This is a genomic window from Staphylococcus sp. NWU MKU2, from assembly GCF_033283605.1.
In the GTDB taxonomy this organism is placed as follows: domain Bacteria; phylum Bacillota; class Bacilli; order Staphylococcales; family Staphylococcaceae; genus Staphylococcus; species Staphylococcus haemolyticus.
This window is the reverse complement of record NZ_JAVSMH010000004.1, coordinates 14,688-30,307: the sequence shown is the minus strand read 5'-3', so window position 1 is coordinate 30,307 and position 15,620 is coordinate 14,688. Positions and strand designations below refer to the sequence as shown.

The 15,620-nt window shown below is 32.1% G+C and carries 14 protein-coding genes and 3 pseudogenes; 12 read left to right on the top strand and 5 right to left on the bottom strand.

The annotated features are described in order from the left end of the window. Positions 1 to 56: 56 nt before the first annotated feature. A pseudogene (locus SBL15_RS07595) lies at positions 57 to 1,374 on the bottom strand (ISL3 family transposase). 265 nt (positions 1,375 to 1,639) lie between these two features. Between SBL15_RS07595 and SBL15_RS07590 the strand changes: the two are divergent. The 3 genes from SBL15_RS07590 (at position 1,640) to SBL15_RS07580 (ending at position 2,664) form a co-directional block, all read left to right on the top strand. Beyond that, on the top strand, positions 1,640 to 1,951 hold the full coding sequence (locus SBL15_RS07590; RefSeq protein ID WP_133171193.1) for an alcohol dehydrogenase catalytic domain-containing protein: 312 nt from the start codon (positions 1,640 to 1,642) through the stop codon (positions 1,949 to 1,951). A 195-nt stretch (positions 1,952 to 2,146) separates the two neighbouring features. Next, entirely contained in the window at positions 2,147 to 2,347 is a 201-nt protein-coding gene (locus SBL15_RS07585; RefSeq protein WP_107366725.1) for a zinc-binding dehydrogenase, read from the top strand. A gap of 122 nt (positions 2,348 to 2,469) precedes the next feature. Beyond that, on the top strand, positions 2,470 to 2,664 hold the full coding sequence (locus SBL15_RS07580; protein ID WP_223197198.1) for a hypothetical protein: 195 nt from the start codon (positions 2,470 to 2,472) through the stop codon (positions 2,662 to 2,664). 360 nt (positions 2,665 to 3,024) lie between these two features. Here the strand turns inward: SBL15_RS07580 and SBL15_RS07575 are convergent, their stop codons facing one another. The 3 genes from SBL15_RS07575 to SBL15_RS07565 all read right to left on the bottom strand — a co-directional run bounded on the left by SBL15_RS07575 (position 3,025) and on the right by SBL15_RS07565 (position 5,858). Further along, the gene (locus SBL15_RS07575; protein WP_053016934.1) at positions 3,025 to 3,978 is read right to left on the bottom strand and encodes an amidohydrolase family protein; all 954 of its coding nucleotides are present in this window, start codon (positions 3,976 to 3,978) and stop codon (positions 3,025 to 3,027) included. A 66-nt stretch (positions 3,979 to 4,044) separates the two neighbouring features. After that, positions 4,045 to 4,416, bottom strand: a complete 372-nt coding sequence (locus tag SBL15_RS07570; protein ID WP_023374382.1) for a DoxX family protein — start codon at positions 4,414 to 4,416, stop codon at positions 4,045 to 4,047. Between the two features lie 32 nt (positions 4,417 to 4,448). After that, positions 4,449 to 5,858, bottom strand: a complete 1,410-nt coding sequence (locus SBL15_RS07565; protein ID WP_317955644.1) for a DHA2 family efflux MFS transporter permease subunit — start codon at positions 5,856 to 5,858, stop codon at positions 4,449 to 4,451. A 136-nt stretch (positions 5,859 to 5,994) separates the two neighbouring features. Between SBL15_RS07565 and SBL15_RS07560 the strand changes: the two genes are divergently transcribed. Further along, positions 5,995 to 6,780, top strand: a complete 786-nt coding sequence (locus tag SBL15_RS07560; protein ID WP_053016936.1) for an arylamine N-acetyltransferase — start codon at positions 5,995 to 5,997, stop codon at positions 6,778 to 6,780. Between the two features lie 30 nt (positions 6,781 to 6,810). Beyond that, positions 6,811 to 7,383, top strand: coding sequence for a TetR/AcrR family transcriptional regulator (locus SBL15_RS07555; protein WP_182476494.1), 573 nt, complete (start codon positions 6,811 to 6,813; stop codon positions 7,381 to 7,383). A gap of 226 nt (positions 7,384 to 7,609) precedes the next feature. On the opposite strand, the pseudogene SBL15_RS07550 reads toward SBL15_RS07555, so the two are convergent. Next, positions 7,610 to 7,741: pseudogene (locus SBL15_RS07550) on the bottom strand (ATP-binding cassette domain-containing protein); the annotation flags it as partial. A gap of 200 nt (positions 7,742 to 7,941) precedes the next feature. On the opposite strand from SBL15_RS07550, the gene SBL15_RS07545 reads away from it, so the two are divergent. The 7 genes and pseudogenes from SBL15_RS07545 to SBL15_RS07515 all read left to right on the top strand — a co-directional run bounded on the left by SBL15_RS07545 (position 7,942) and on the right by SBL15_RS07515 (position 15,570). Next, positions 7,942 to 8,289: a TetR/AcrR family transcriptional regulator gene (locus tag SBL15_RS07545; RefSeq protein WP_226861110.1), complete on the top strand. Its 348-nt coding sequence runs from the start codon at positions 7,942 to 7,944 to the stop codon at positions 8,287 to 8,289. A 122-nt stretch (positions 8,290 to 8,411) separates the two neighbouring features. Next, positions 8,412 to 9,342 (top strand): annotated as a pseudogene (locus tag SBL15_RS07540) (IS3 family transposase). Positions 9,343 to 9,493: 151 nt separating this feature from the next. Continuing rightward, positions 9,494 to 9,790, top strand: coding sequence for a LysR family transcriptional regulator substrate-binding protein (locus SBL15_RS07535; RefSeq protein ID WP_107613553.1), 297 nt, complete (start codon positions 9,494 to 9,496; stop codon positions 9,788 to 9,790). 761 nt (positions 9,791 to 10,551) lie between these two features. Then, the gene (locus tag SBL15_RS07530) at positions 10,552 to 11,871 is read left to right on the top strand and encodes a PrsW family glutamic-type intramembrane protease (protein WP_107613552.1); all 1,320 of its coding nucleotides are present in this window, start codon (positions 10,552 to 10,554) and stop codon (positions 11,869 to 11,871) included. After that, on the top strand, positions 11,872 to 12,888 hold the full coding sequence (locus tag SBL15_RS07525; RefSeq protein ID WP_119472263.1) for a zinc ribbon domain-containing protein: 1,017 nt from the start codon (positions 11,872 to 11,874) through the stop codon (positions 12,886 to 12,888). 31 nt (positions 12,889 to 12,919) lie between these two features. Beyond that, positions 12,920 to 14,959: an Ig-like domain-containing protein gene (locus tag SBL15_RS07520; RefSeq protein ID WP_107612337.1), complete on the top strand. Its 2,040-nt coding sequence runs from the start codon at positions 12,920 to 12,922 to the stop codon at positions 14,957 to 14,959. 86 nt (positions 14,960 to 15,045) lie between these two features. Next, positions 15,046 to 15,570, top strand: coding sequence for a DUF3267 domain-containing protein (locus tag SBL15_RS07515; RefSeq protein ID WP_107612338.1), 525 nt, complete (start codon positions 15,046 to 15,048; stop codon positions 15,568 to 15,570). Positions 15,571 to 15,620: the final 50 nt, after the last annotated feature.

Sequence of the window (15,620 nt, the reverse complement as noted above, 5' to 3'; positions counted from 1 at the left end):
AAAGCGATAAAATATGGCTCTCTGTCAAATTGGACTGATGGCCTCAATTATAGAGATTAAGCAACGAAACATTGCTTAATCTCTTTTTTTGGTCTATATGCGTAAAGTTTAGAACACAAAATTATGCGATTGCGCAGGTGATTGTAATTTCTATAACCATAAGATACCCGTTTAATTAATTTAATTTTATTGTTAATGCCTTCAATTGGACCGTTGGTCAGATTAGTATAAGTGAGGGTGTTTTTGATGAAATCAGTGTACTTGAGTAAAGTCCCTACAACTGGCTTAAATTTTTTATGAGTCAGTGATAAGTCAATCATAGATAAAGTTGTCACTAATGCCGAGAAGTCATTCGTTTTAATACAGGTGCGTAGTTGATTTACATAGTGGTAAGTACGTTCTAATGTTGAGTTTAAAGCTAAAATATGCTTGACGACACCTTTTTCGGTCTTCCATTCTTTAAACAATCTCATTTTTTTATATTCAAAGGATTCTAAGTTTTCCGTAGGTTTTAAGACCAGTTTCCAATAACGTTTACACTTATTGTAATCTGGGCGATGTGCGTTTTTTAGGTCATTCATGGCACTGACACGTGCCATATTAAGCGCACGATGAATAGATTGTACAATATGGAAGCGATCAATAATAATATGTGCATTAGGAAACATATTACGAATCAAATTTATATAAGGTGGATATATATCAATCGTAATGGTTTTTACTTTTTGACGTTCTTTTAAAGGAAACCGATTAAAATATCGTTTTAACGAAAATAAACGGTGATCTTCTACGATATCTACAATAGGATGCGTCAACGCATCGGCGTAAATAAAATTCATACTCCCTGATACATTTTTAACTCTTTTAAATTCATCCATCATAAGGTGTTCGGGCGAGGATTGATTAAGGCGTTTGATGTATTTGATTCGCAATCATATCAATGTATCTAGAGACCGTGGTAGGTGATACAGATGTATCACGGGCGATGGCTTTCTCTGAACGGACTTCTGTGGCTTTATCGACAATCGCTAGCTTGGTCGAGTTAGCAATATAGCAGTACATATCAAAAACATTTGTTTTAGCAGTAAAGTGAGACTCACAACATTTACAATAAAAGCGTTGCTTCGCTAATACTAAATAAGCTGGTCTTTCATTCATTTTATTAAGCGTAATGCATGATTGTTTCTTGCCATTTTTAACGATTGAATAATCCTTATTTTTATACCCACATAATGCCCACCTTGGAGCTGTATAGGATAGTTCACCGTAAAAGAATAAACAGGTCATTCCTTTATAGACTTTTTCATCTAATGTGTCTTCAAATTTAATATTTTTATCTTTAATTCCAAGTATTTTTGATATACAATCAGTCATAGGCGCAATATCTCTCCTCATTGTTGGTTTAAGGCACTTACAATTATAGAGATATTTGCGCCATTTTTATATTCTTAAAGACATAAAAAAATTGAACTGATTTTCATCAGTCCAATTAAGTATAGAACCTAAAAATATGTATATTAATTGATAAAGCGATGATATTATGTTAATACAATCAGCAGTTATTAACAAAGTTAAAGGGGATTATGAATTCGGAGATTTAGAACTTCAAGATATACAAAGTGAGTAAGTTATTGTTAAAGTGGTAGTTTCATATATTTGTCACTCTGACGAAGCAATGAGAATTGGTGATGCAGAATTTTCTTTTCCAGCACTATTAGGACATGAAGGAGCAGGAATTATCGAAAAGGTAGGTGAGCAAGCTACAAATTTTAAAGTTGGAGATCAAGTTTTAATGGCTTACAATACTTGGGGAGAATGTGAAAACTGCAATTCAGAGAATCCTTCTTCTTGTATAAATTGGACTACATTAAATATGAGTGGGGCTAGAATAGACGGATCATACACATTCAAAAAGCAAGATGGAACAGCAGTATCTAATTTCTTTACGTAAAGCTCTTTTTCTACACATACAATTACAAATTATAGAAACTTAGTTAAAATAGATAATGATATTGATTTAAGATTAGTTGCCCCTTTAGGATGTGGATTCTTAACTGGAGCTTGAACAATTGTAAATGGCTTAAAACCTAAAGTTGGAGATAGTATAGTTGTATTTGGTACTGGTGCGGTAAGTTCAGCAGCATTAATGTTAGCAAAAGCACAAGGCTGTACAAAAGTTATTGCTGTAGAGATTCATGGTCGCAGATTAAGTACTGCAAAGGAATTAGGTGCCACGCATGTGATTAATATTTCTAATGAAGATTTAATTGAAGAAGTAAATAAAATAACTAATGGCAAAGGGGTGAGTTTTTCTGTTGACAAAATAGGAGTTTCAACTGTTATGTAGTCTGCTATAGATGTTCTTGGTACGCAAGGAGTAATGGCCTCTATAGCTGTAACATAAAATAAATTAGAAATGAATAGCTTTACAGATTTAGTACTCCAAAATAAGTCCATTAAGGTGTATTGATGAGTGATGCGATTGCTCAATTTGAAATATCTCAATTAATTGAATTATATAAGCAAGGACAATTTGATTTTAATAAATTAGTTAAATTTTATGACTTCGAATATATTAACCAAGCAATTTTAGATTCAAATTCTGGAAAAGTTATTAAACCGGTATTATTAATATCTATATCCAAAGTAATTCCAACTTTTTAAATTCAATACTTAGATTCTCAATTTTATATGTGATTTCTAAATAAAAAGCATTTAAAGATTACAAAAAAGAGCAGAACAGATAGCTAATTACTAGTTATCCGTTCTGCTCTTATATATATCTTTACCTCTTATGAGCCCAACTTTCTATGAACTTACTTTCGTATATTTTCGTAGTTAATTTACATGGAATTTAAAGATTGTTTATGTTCTATATGTCTTTTCAACAGCCTTTATTGTTAATCAAGTATATAAGATTAAAACAAGCATTTTTAATCTCATAACTACAATTAACACAGCTCAAATAATAATTTCATTTCTTATAAATTGCTAACATGAATAAGTAGTAGTAGAAATATAAAATTAAATATTAAAGAGCTGAATTGCATTACCTCTTAAAATACCGTCAATTGTGTCTGGATCAATATCACTGTTTTTAATATAGTCTACACCACGTGTATATTTCTCATCTTGGAAGTAAGGGAAGTCTGACCCCATCATGAGCTTATCCTTACCGAATGTATCAATGGTATTGATTAAAGAAGGTTCATGGAAATTAGCAGTATCATACCAAAATTGACGATTTAATACTTCATATGGATCAATGTTAAAGGCGTTCCAGTCTTCGTAATTGTCTTTAATACGAGTCATGAAGAATGGTAAAGCACCACCTAAATGTGAAATATGGAATTTGATATTTGGATATTTTTGTGGAATCTCGTTTTTAATTAATTGTAACGTAATGAATGTAGATTCTAATGGTGCGCCAATCACCCATTCTAATTGATAGTCGTTCACGAGTGGACTTTGGGCACCACAACCAGTTGGATGAATATAAAGTGTTGCATTTAATTCGTTCATAGCTTCGAAGAAAGGTTCGAATTGTTTGTCGGCAACTGACACTTTATCTTTCACAATAGTTGGAATCGCAATACCTACAAAGGCATCTTTTTTAAGTAGTTCTTGCGCTTCTTTAATAGCTTGATCGACATATGGAAGAGATACTGCACCATATGCTAAGAAACGGTCTGGATATTGTTGAATCAATGATTCATATAAATCGTTAATCTCTTGTGCACTTTGATGTGCTTCTTCTTTTGTACCCCATTGTGGTGATTGTGGTGTGGCAGAGATGATTTGCATATCAACGCCAGCATCGTCCATCATTTTAAAGCGCTTGTCTAGATCTTCTTTAGAGGCAGATTGATTAATTCCTTTAGCAACCTCTGTACCTTGACTACCTAATTTGCCTAATTTCTCTAAATAGTCTTCGCTCCATAAATGTGCATGTGTATCAATCGCTTTTGCATTTGACATATGATTGTCCTCCTTTCATTAAATGACTATATTAAATATTTATCCAGTTTTAAAAAATATAATCTTTTATTGACGACGATTTAAACTTAAAACTTCGATTAAGCTAAGAACATTTAACATAAAGAATTTAGAAGCGGCTTTGGCACCTTGGTGACCATGTCCTGCTTTATAGTGATTGTAGATTGCTGTACCCATCACTATGTTAATCATTAGAGTGCCCACAACGACTAATTTTTGGCCAAGTTTGCCTAAAATTGAACTAAATAAAAAGATAGAACCTACAAATTCGAATAATCCTGCTAATCGCATTGAACGACGTGATAATCCGAATCCTTCTTTAAATTGTTGTGCCATAGCATCGTCATTTTTTACTTTTGGTAAACTACTTTTAAAAATTTCTTTTCCTACATATGCGTTAATAACATGTCTTAGTAACATGCTTAACACCTCCTATTAAATAATATTAAAGATTAGTGAGTTGTATTTGATTGTCTTTTTTCTGAGAAGAGTGCAATGAATGCACCTATCAGTGCTACAAAGGCAACGATATAAAATGTCATATCTAGACCATGGATAAGGCCGGCTGCACCGTGTAATGGTGAAAGGTGACCGAAACCAGTCATCAGTGTTACAAGTATACCCGTACCAATAGCTGCTGAAATTTGGCGAATTGTATTATTCATTGCCGTTCCATGTGCAATCAATGATACAGGTAAAGCGTTTAATGCTTGTGTAGTCATTGGTGTCATAATCATGGAATTACCTAACATCAAGATGGAGAATGTCACAATGACATACCATGCGGATGTCTGTGGATTGAACTGTGCCATGAATAAGGCACCTATCATAATTAATAACATGCCAGTGATACTTAAACTTCGGCCGCCAACACGGTCATATAATCTACCAGTAACAGGCGACAACAAGCCCATGACGAGTCCACCGGGTAATAAGATGAGACCAGATTCTAAAGATGACCAATGCATCATGGTTTGCATGTAAATAGGTAAAATAGTCAAATTACCGATAAAGAGTACAAACATTAATACAATTAAAGTCATCGAAATGGTGAAACTACGGTATTTAAATACTCTAAATTCGAGTAACGGTGAAGATAGTTTCAACTGACGACATATAAATAACGCAAGTATAATGATGGAAATGATAATCGTCATGTAAACGGATGGATGCGACCAACCAAGATTACCGGCTGAACTAAAGCCATAAAGTAAACCACCAAATCCTAACGTAGACATGATGACTGACAAGATATCTAACGAAGGTTGTTGTGTCTCGGTAATATTTTTCAAATATAAGAAACCGAAAATAGCGTCAACCACACTAATTAAGAGCACGACTAAAAATAGATAGCGCCAATCGAATAGATGGATGAACCAACCTGCTGCTGTAGGACCAATCGCAGGTGCAAAGCCGATGACAAGTCCAAAGATTCCCATTGCCATACCACGCTTTTCAACAGGAAAAATAATGAATAATAGTGTTTGAGACAGTGGCATTAAAATACCTGCACCTAACGCTTGAATACTACGCCCAACTAATAATAATGGGAATGTAACCCCTAACATACAGATTAAAGAACCAAGTATTAAACAGGTCGCAGCCGTAAAGAATAATGTACGTAATGAAAACTTCTCTATTAAGTAGGCTGTGACAGGAATCATAATACCGTTCACTAACATAAAGATGGTCGTTAACCACTGTGCTGTACTACTAGATATCGCAAAGTCCTTCATAATCTCTGGCAATATCGTCGTAAGTAACGTTTGGTTTAAGACGCCGATAAAAGCACCAATCATCATGCCCGCTATCATTAAATTACGTTGTTTTATATTTAAATGTGTTGGTTGTGTCTGAGTCATAAGTTCACTTCTTTTCTCAAATGGAATCAACTATCACTTATTTTATTCGGAATGTGTTCCGTTTGTCAAATTTATGAATTCAATATAATATAGATAGTGTTAAAAAACGAAAAAAGGAAAAAGGAGATACTTAGTAATGAATATTGAAGATCTTGAAAATTATTTAAATATAGATTCAAATAAATATAATGAACCAAGCTTAGAAGCATTAAATTATTATTTAAAACGATATATGTTAACAGTACCTTTTGAAAATATCGATGTTCAAAATGGTGTAAGAATATCAGTAGAAGTAGACGATATTTATGAAAAAATCGTTAATCATCAACGAGGTGGTTTCTGTTATGAAATGAATCACTTCTTCAAAGCGTACTTAGAAGCAAAAGGCTTTACAGCGAATATGGTATCTGCAACTATTCATACACCGGGTGGTGGACGTAGTCTTAAAGGATCTCATATGTCATTAATCGTGCCGATTGATGGTGTCAATTATGTCGCAGATGTAGGTTATGGTGACTTGCCAATCAGTGCTATGCCAATTATTGATCAAGATAGTGATGCTATCATTGAAGATATTAACGGCGAATATCGTGCGATTTATGTAGACGATCACTTATTCTACATTCAAAAATGGAAAGATAATGAGTGGGATACAGAATACGAAGCGGAATTAGAACCTAGAGACATTCATGATTTTGATTACAATATTGAATACAATCAAATTAATCCTAACTCTACATTCGTTAAACGTCTTCTAGTTACAATGCCTAAATCATATGGTCGTGCGACAATGTCTCAAAATAATTTAACGTTAACGAAACAACGAGATAAAGAAAAATATGATATGACAAGTGAAAATTATCGTCAATTTTTAAAAGAAGAATTCAATTTAGATGTTAAAATTAATAGACTAGAACCATAAAAGAGAGCACATCATTTGGAAGGGGATAAGATGATCAATCAACGGAAAAAACGTAGTGATGCAACGCATAATAAAGCAATCATCTTACAGACAACGACTCAACTATTAGCACAGGGTGAAGATATTAGTGAGATGAATATGGCGGAAATCGCGAAGAAAGCGGGTGTGGGTGTAGGCACTTTATATCGTCACTTTGAAAGTAAATCGTTACTATGCCAAGCGATGATGGATGAAAAGGTTCATGATATGTTTGATGAAATGGATACGTTCCTACATCAGCATCAAGATGCGACTGTGAGAGATAAAATATATGGTATTTTATCTATTTATTTAGATTTAAAAGAGGCAAACTTTAATGTCCTAAACTTTATTGAGAAATCAAATTCTCAACATCAGTCAATGATTAATATTCCATTTTATGAACAACTGAAAGATTTGATTAAAGACCAGTTCACTAGTCAACAACAGACCCAAGATTTAGAGTTTAAGATTAAGTTGATGCTAAACTCATTTTCATCAGATTTCTATTACTTTGCCAAACACGATCAACAACTGACAAAAGACCAATTTTTAAGTAGACTATTAGATATATTTATAGGATAGATAATAGCTTGAAAGTTGGACAGAATTAAGAAAGGAGTAAATGTAAATAAACACTAGTTCATTAAATAGCCCCTTAAAATTTATTGTAGCCTGAGATATTAATTTATGTCCCAGGCTACAATTTTTATAAGTCATATGATAGATTGTTAAACTTTGCGATAACGCTTAAGTCCGATGATATTTAAAATGATAAATAAAATAATAAAGATAAGAAGAATAAGAACATCTTACCTGAACCACTAGGTCCTATTAGTCCCAAAAGTTCGCCTTCGTTAATGTCTAGACTGATTTGGTCTAAAACTTTATGTTTATCATAGGATTTTACTGCGTCTTTAAGTGAAGCAATCGTCTGCATCATGCTGTGTACCTCCTTATTTGACACTCTGTTTAATTACTGTATATTCAATATAAATCAATTTTCGACAATTGCATGCATCAATTGAAATAATCAGACACATGAGATATAAATGTTCAATAATGTTATGGGGGCGACACAAATGAACGAAGAAACCATGGATAAACGTGTGTATAAAATATTAACCAAAATTGAAAAAAAGTATGATTACACTACTAAATGTTAAATCTTATGATGACATTAGTATTAAAGATATTTGTGATGAAAGTGGCATTAGTAGGGGAACATTTTATCAACACTATAGAGATAAAGATGACTTTTTATTTCAATATCAAAAAGTCATGATGAAAAAAGGGAAGCGTCAATTGACACAAATTCAATTTGAGGAACGACGTCAATTCTTTGAACACGCGTTAAACTCTTGGATTAATGAAGGAGAATTACTACTTTTATTGTTAAGAGATAATGGCGTTTATATTGTCCACCAAGCCATGAAAAAGAATTTACAACAAAACATTGAAGTTCGTTTAGTGCCTATTATGAATACTTAGGCACTTACAAATAAGGAAAAATAATTTTTAATTATATGACACTGACCCCCAAATAATGGGAATAATATAAAAACACTTTCGTTGAATTCATTTAAAATGAATCATACGGAGGTGTTTTTTCTATGAAAAGAGTGTCTTATTCATTAAAAACAAGTATAAAACTATTGAGATGAAAAAATCTGGTTATTCGATAAAAGAAATTATAGAAACATTAAATATTAGAAATAGAACACAGGTGGAAACATGGTGGAGATGGTATCGAAATGGGGAAACTTATAGATTTTCTCAACAAGTCGGTAAGCAATATACTTATGGTAAAGAACCTGAAGAGCTCTCAGAAGTTGAAGAATTAAAATTAGAGAATAATAGAAAAGATATTGAAATAGATATTTTAAAAAAGTAAAAAGAATTGGAAAGGAAGGGGTACCAAAAGTAATCGTAAAATTAGTTGATCAATTAAAGCATAAGTATTCAGTAAAAATAATACTTGATGTTTTAGAAATACCTGAACTGACATATTATAGATGGGAACACAAGAACTATAAAAATGATGACTTGAAGCAAAAAATCATTCAATTGTGTAAAGACAACCAATACATCTATGGTTATCGAAAAATTACAACCTTGATTAATCAATTGTCTTCAGTAGCAGTTAATCATAAAAGAATTCAGAGAATCATGCAGAAGAATGATTTAAATTGTCGAGTTAGACCTAAAAAGACTAAAAGCATTGGTAAACCTTGTTATAAAACAGATAATTTACTACAAAGACAATTTAAAGCAAGTCAACCAATGGAAGTATTAACAACAAATATTACTTATTTATCTTTCGGTAACCCCATGTTGTATTTATCTTCAATTATGGATCTTTATAACGGAGAAATTGTTGCATATAAAATAGATAACAAACAGGATCAAAGCTTAGTAAATGATACATTGAATCAAATTGTAATTGATATTGTTGAAAATTACATTAAAAACTATAATAATAATCGAATTCAACAAAAGCTAGGCTACTTAGCCCCTGTAAAATACAGGGAATTAGCAGCCTAGAATATTGTTTTTTTATTAAGTTCCCACTTTAGGGGTTCAGTGCCCGCATGATGGTGAGTTGTTTTATAAATATGCAAAAGAAATCGTTACTTTGTATAATCAAGCAATTGAAGTACTAGACCAAAATGAAACACAATAAACTACAAAAGTTATTATTGGGGCAACACCATTGTACGGAAAAAGGTTATTACCAAAGTTGACTAATGATATTTATCAAAAAAATAATAATTTTAAAATTAAATTGATCATGGGAAGTTCAAGTGAAATTATGAGTAAGTTAGCATCAGACCAAATAGATATTGCTTTTGTTTCTAACTACATTAAAATCGATGCTCACAATTTCATGAAGAAAGTCATTTATAAAGATCAATTACAACTCGTTGCATCAAAAGCATATTGGTCACAATCACCCATTGCATGGAATGACTTAAAGAAACCTTTAAAATAAAATTAGAACAATCTTCTTTATATCACTTTATTTTAAAAGAACTAAAACAAATTCAAAGTGCTTTTGAATTTGAAGAAATATTAGAAATAGGGCCCCAAAAAAATATTTTAGAAAGTGTTAAATATGAGCAAGGTGTGTCGATTGTTTCGGAGTTGCTAATAGAAAAATTAGATAGTATAGAGTTTTTTTAAATTGAAAATTTATCATTATCTAGGGAAGCGATGTGTATTTATAAAAAATCTCAAAAAAATCGATTATCTCAAATTGTAAAACTATTTTAATGGTGTATGATAGGGCTATTAAATAACAAATATATAATAATGACACGCCGATAAGAGCTATAAAAACGAGCACTGATTAACGAACATGGGGATTTCTAATAATTCGCTTTAATTTAAAAGTAAAGTACCGATATTTGCACTATTAATCGTTTACAATGTCAATTTTTTTCTGAATCTCAAATATATGAAATATTATTGTAGAATTTCCAAACAATAGAAATAATAAAAATTGTGAGAGAATAGTTAGAAAAGGTCACAATCTAGTAATTATTGTAATAAAAATAGCATCATTACTCAGAGGGTTTATTAAGTAGTTGCAGCATCTTCATTTAGTTATTATAAATAATAATTCTATATAGCAACGCCTATTAATTAATTATTTAAAATTTTTAAAAATCCTTTAAATTTAAATAGTATTTTTACTTGAAATAAATTAAAATATTTGTATTAGTAATAATTAAAAATAAGGAGTGCAACTAAATGGAGTGTTTAGCTTGTGGTGGTAATGTAAAGAGGGATGATAAATTCTGCCAATATTGTGGTCATGACTTAATGGCTGATAATTTGAAAACAGTGGACAAAGAGGAGATTTCACCTAATTTAACGTGTCCTAGTTGTCATGAAATTGTAGATGAGAGTGACAAGTTTTGTACTAATTGTGGCTATGATTTAACGAATACTGATACTCAAGCGATTCCAGGTGCTTTTGTTCATAATAATCAACAAGTAGAAATCACTGAAAATATGAATTTAGCATATGAGGCGAAAAATTTATTCAATAACACAACCAAATCAATTGGTAGACTTGCTGGTAATGAGGAAGTGTTGAACTTAAATTTGAAGGATATGTTTTCAGAAGTATTTAAATCTCATGCTAAGCATGAATCTGATGACATTTTTATTGCTGGTACGAAAAATACGACACCACACATTAAAGATGTGTCACAAGAATGGGCTAAGCCATGGGTCTTTTCACGTGTGTTTTTAGCTTTAGGTATCACTTTTATGGTCTTATTAATTTTAGTTAATACATTTGCGAATACGAATGCGTTACCTGGATTGATTTTTATAGGTGCACTCATTGTTCCTATTTCTGGTCTGATATTTTTTTATGAATCTAATGCGTTTCAGAATATTAGTTTCTTTGAAGTATTGAAAATGTTTTTTATAGGTGGCGTATTTTCGCTACTAAGTACGATCATTTTGTATAATTTTGTCTCTTTTAGTGATGAATTAGAAACTTATGGAATCATGACGATTACTGACGCGTTCTTAATAGGATTAGTTGAAGAACTTGGTAAAGCCATAATAGTTATCTTATTTATTAACTATCTTAAAACAAACAAGATACTAAATGGTCTATTGATTGGTGCCTCTATAGGTGCAGGTTTTGCTGTATTTGAAACAGCAGGATATATCTTGAATTATGGGATTTTGAGTACTGGTACACCAGATTTAACTGAAATTATGGATATTACTATTTTAAGAGGTTGGTCAGCAATTGGTGGACATTTAGTATGGGCGTCTATCATTGGTGCAGCAGCAGTTATTGTTAAAGATGCGCGTCATTTTACCTGGGCTAATATTTTAGATAAGCGCTTTCTATTTTTCTTCTTTGTATCTGTGATTCTCCATTGTATTTGGGATACAGATATAACAGTTTTAGGAAGTAGTAATTTGAAAATGGTTTTCCTAATTATTATTGCATGGATTTTTGTGTTTATATTAATGAAATCTGGGCTTAATCAAGTAAACCAAATTCAAAATGATTATCTAGAAATGGAAGGAAGACAGCGTTAAATGAGATATTGTACAAATTGTGGGCGTAAAATCAATGACAATCAATCATTTTGTAATAACTGTGGAACTAAGCTACATGAATCTCAAAGTAATACACAAAGTAATCAACAAGGTAACCAACAAAGTAATCAACCAAATAACCAATACAGTAATCACAATAGAATTGCCAGAGATAAAGAAGTAAATGATCGATATACATATCATTATCAAGATAATGACCATCATAAAAGCTCTGGTTTTGGGAAAGTGTTGTTAGCAATACTTATAGTCGCCATTCTAAGCTTACTCTTATATGGTCTTTATTTTGCTTATAACCAATTTACTGGTCATAACAGTTCTAATGATACGACACAAAGTCAAAGTTCAGATACTTCAGATAGTAGTTCTGAAGGAGCGCAAATTGATATTTTTAGTGATGAATTTGACCAGGCATATACTAAGTCTCCTTCAACGGATGGATATGCAGAAATATACAACGGTATGAGCCGCTCAGGTGTTGAAACGAGATACGGACAATCGAATGGCACAGTCTATTTACAAGGTAGTACATATGAAAAGTATGGGGATATAGCTGTTTTATATGATGAGCACGATGATGTAAGTCAAGTCATCGTCACACCAAGTAATATAACGGAAGACGACTACATTGAACATTACGGTGAACCTGACGATAGAGAAGGCAATACGCTCATTTATGATACGTATAAAGATAATGATTTTAGTGTCTTAGTAACAATTAAAGATGGCATGGTATTAGCTATAGAGAATGTCGATCAATTGCCAAGTAATAATTCAGATGATAGCGATAGCGATGAAGTAGCAAGCACAAGTGAAGCAAGAGCCATTGCGAATGATGTGTTAGATAGTAGTGATTGGATACACTCAGTCGATGAAGGTGAATTCAGTTATAGAGTTAATTATGGTAAAGAAAATGAAGATAAAGCCCATCGAGCAATTATAGTAGAGAAAAGTGATGGTAGCACCTCTGAATGGGATGGAGAAGAGTGGGATTATTAAAGGCAACATAAAAATTTAAGGGGATAGATAGATGAAAGAAAATACTCAAAAACGACTAATTAAAATGACAATTAAAACAATCATTGCTTGCCAAGGAATGATTGCAGTAGGCGTACTCTCACATCATTTAAGCGGTAATCAAGCGAAAGCTTTTGCAGCTGAGAATAAAATAAATAATCAACAAGCGACGTCAAAAGAATCAGTTCAACAAAATCAAACGAATAGTAAAGTTCAAAATAACATTAATAAGACTACTGGCAGTCTAAATAATGTTAAAAATAAGCAACAAACATATACAAATGTAAATGCAACACAACAAAAACAGCATATACCATTAACTAAGTCGGATGTGGGGACTTCAAAACAATCAATCATTCCTAAGAGTGATGCACCACAAGTCAACACTTCAAAAATACAAAAAAGCACTAGTAATTTACAATCAACAAAGGTTACAACCGCACCTACTAAGGAAATAAATGACAAAAAATTAGTTAAGCAAGAACAATTAAATACTGCATCAAATAATACTAAACATGTAAACACAGCAGTTAAATATAGTAGTCATTCAAACAAAACACTTCACAACACTATTGCACCAAAAGCGACGACACCACAAATTAAAGTGAATAGAAAATATACAGTTTCATCTAATGCTACAAGTGACCAAGAAAAAGAAATTAGAAGAATTAAAGAATATAATGATGAGAGAATGAGTGATATACGAGGAAATAGCACATACAAATATGGTCGTGACGATACCACTTATCAAGGTATATTAGGTATTGAAACAGATAAAGTAACATATAAACCGGGCGAAACAGTAAGAATATATACTGAACATAATAAAGATTTTGTTAAACCAATCTACAATGAAGCTAAACTTTTTTCTCATCGTTATGGTGGTTGGTATATAAGTGATCCGCCTTATTATTTCGATAGAACTGCTTATATTGGACGTACAACTCGATTCTACAAGAAACCCAATGGTAACTGGGAATCATTAATCGAAATTAAGTTACCAGATAAAATGGTGGATGAGGCATTTGATTTAGATATAAAGTGTTGGAATGATAATTATGATAGTAACTGTGAAAGTAACTTCAATAATATTGTAATTAAAGTAATCAATGATAGTACAGCAGATCCGTTAGGTGGTTATGATGGTTCAGCATTTGATGCTTCATCAACACGTAAAGCAGAATATGATGATCCGAAAGTGGTGAACATTAGCTTAGATAAGAAAGTGTATAATCCTAATGATATTGTGACGCTTACGGCTGAGATTGAAGATGAAAGTGATTTGATGTTTGCAAGTGCGGATATGTCTACAGTTGAACCAGATGGTTATGAAAGAGGCACACACCAATACATTCCAATGCAGTTTACACATTCTACAAGAACACTGACATTATTGGACAATGGTAACTGGCAAGTTAAATTCCAGTTTAAACTTCCGGATTATATTAAGACAGGTGTTGTGAATATTGATCAAATATTAGCTGCTGATAAATATGGTAATGAAATGAGATATGATCCTGTGTATGCTAACAATCAACTTAATTGTCAGTTTAAAGTTGAAAGAACGGAGAATGTACAAACATTTTCAGTAGATCCTGTTGCAGACTTTTCAACTGAAATAAGAGGTAAAGCATCTTCGGGAATGACGATGTATGCTTATGTGAATGGTAAAAAGATAGGGCAAGCGTCCGTAATAGATGGCAAATATTTTATGAAAATACCTAAACAATTGGCGAATAGCCAAATACAACTTTATACAGTTAATAAATATAAAAATAAAAGTAAAGTTGTAACAATAACTGTATTAGATAGAACAGCACCTAAAAAGCCGACAGTCAGCAAGATGGCACCAAGAACGATTTCTGGAAAAGGTGAAAAAGGGTCAATCGTTTATATTTACAAAGGTTCTACTAAATTAGGAAGTGCTACTGTTAATTCTAAAGGAACATATACGATTAATATAAGACCACAGAAAAAAGGAACAACACTCGTTATGTATGCCAAAGATAAAGCGAATAATAAGAGTGCTTCTTTAAAGTTAAAAGTAAAATAAATCAAAAATGAAACAACGATGCATTGTGAACTTCACGAAATCATATTACGATTGTAGTAACAAAACTTTCAAAAGGAGCGTTATGTTTGGAAGAAATTAACTTGTTAGAAGATAAAAAATTGGCGAATAAGTTAGCTATATATTCTTATATTAGCTTTGTTGTTTTCGGCATTATTTTTTATATTATTATGAAGTTTTCGGATGCACCTAAATTTTTTGATTCTTTGTTAGTTAACGCATTATTCGTGATTATTCTTATTGTACTTATGTTTGTTGTTCATGAGTGTATTCACGGGATATTTTTCAAACTATTTTCACCTAAGAATAAAGTCTACTTTGGGGCAGCCAGCGGTATGATTTATTGTGCGATACCAGGTGGGACGTTCACACCGCTTACGTTTTTAATTAGTAGTATCGCACCGTTTGTCATTATTACAACGCTATTTATAGTGACGTTATTTTTAGGATGGTTTCCACGGGGGCTCTTTTTCTTCTTTGCAACATTTCATGCAGGATGTTGTGCTGGTGATTTCTATTGGGTTTGTAAAATGATTAAAGCCCCGAAAGACGCAACCATTGAAACAACCGATAAAGGCATTATCATTCAATAGTGCTTACTTTACTTTTGTTTAGTAAAAGCTTATATGACAATCCAACACGA